This is a genomic window from Pseudomonas sp. NPDC086566, from assembly GCF_050280885.1.
In the GTDB taxonomy this organism is placed as follows: Bacteria; Pseudomonadota; Gammaproteobacteria; order Pseudomonadales; family Pseudomonadaceae; genus Aquipseudomonas; species Aquipseudomonas vlassakiae.
In genome coordinates this window covers 1,290-2,939 of sequence record NZ_JBNNWD010000027.1, presented here as the reverse complement: position 1 = coordinate 2,939, position 1,650 = coordinate 1,290, and the positions used below count along the sequence as shown (strand labels likewise).

At 51.6% G+C, this 1,650-nt stretch carries 1 rRNA gene (cut by a window edge); it reads left to right on the top strand.

The features are described from left to right. Positions 1 to 1,650: ribosomal RNA gene (locus ACQKPS_RS26710) — 23S ribosomal RNA — on the top strand (its annotated part continues 1,267 nt past the right edge of the window); the annotation flags it as partial.

Sequence of the window (1,650 nt, the reverse complement as noted above, 5' to 3'; positions counted from 1 at the left end):
CAAGAGGCGAACCAGGGGAACTGAAACATCTAAGTACCCTGAGGAAAAGAAATCAACCGAGATTCCCTTAGTAGTGGCGAGCGAACGGGGACCAGCCCTTAAGCTGGTTTGAGATTAGTGGAACGCTCTGGAAAGTGCGGCCATAGTGGGTGATAGCCCCGTACACGAAAATCTCTTGCCAGTGAAATCGAGTAGGACGGAGCACGAGAAACTTTGTCTGAACATGGGGGGACCATCCTCCAAGGCTAAATACTACTGACTGACCGATAGTGAACCAGTACCGTGAGGGAAAGGCGAAAAGAACCCCGGAGAGGGGAGTGAAATAGAACCTGAAACCGTATGCGTACAAGCAGTGGGAGCCTACTTTGTTAGGTGACTGCGTACCTTTTGTATAATGGGTCAGCGACTTATATTCAGTGGCGAGCTTAACCGAATAGGGGAGGCGTAGCGAAAGCGAGTCTTAATAGGGCGTTTAGTCGCTGGGTATAGACCCGAAACCGGGCGATCTATCCATGGGCAGGTTGAAGGTTAGGTAACACTGACTGGAGGACCGAACCGACTACCGTTGAAAAGTTAGCGGATGACCTGTGGATCGGAGTGAAAGGCTAATCAAGCTCGGAGATAGCTGGTTCTCCTCGAAAGCTATTTAGGTAGCGCCTCATGTATCACTGTAGGGGGTAGAGCACTGTTTCGGCTAGGGGGTCATCCCGACTTACCAAACCGATGCAAACTCCGAATACCTACAAGTGCCGAGCATGGGAGACACACGGCGGGTGCTAACGTCCGTCGTGAAAAGGGAAACAACCCAGACCGTCAGCTAAGGTCCCAAAGTCATGGTTAAGTGGGAAACGATGTGGGAAGGCTTAGACAGCTAGGAGGTTGGCTTAGAAGCAGCCACCCTTTAAAGAAAGCGTAATAGCTCACTAGTCGAGTCGGCCTGCGCGGAAGATGTAACGGGGCTCAAACCATGCACCGAAGCTACGGGTATCACCTTTAGGTGATGCGGTAGAGGAGCGTTCTGTAAGCCTGTGAAGGTGAGTTGAGAAGCTTGCTGGAGGTATCAGAAGTGCGAATGCTGACATGAGTAACGACAATGCGAGTGAAAAACTCGCACGCCGAAAGACCAAGGTTTCCTGCGCAACGTTAATCGACGCAGGGTTAGTCGGTCCCTAAGGCGAGGCTGAAAAGCGTAGTCGATGGAAAACAGGTTAATATTCCTGTACTTCCAGTTATTGCGATGGAGGGACGGAGAAGGCTAGGCCAGCTTGGCGTTGGTTGTCCAAGTTTAAGGTGGTAGGCTGAGATCTTAGGCAAATCCGGGATCTCAAGGCCGAGAGCTGATGACGAGTGCTCATTAGAGCGCGAAGTGGTTGATGCCATGCTTCCAAGAAAAGCTCCTAAGCTTCAGATAACTGGGAACCGTACCCCAAACCGACACAGGTGGTTAGGTAGAGAATACCAAGGCGCTTGAGAGAACTCGGGTGAAGGAACTAGGCAAAATGGCACCGTAACTTCGGGAGAAGGTGCGCCGGCGAGGGTGAAGGACTTGCTCCATAAGCCCATGCCGGTCGAAGATACCAGGCCGCTGCGACTGTTTATTAAAAACACAGCACTCTGCAAACACGAAAGTGGACGTATAGGGTGTGACGC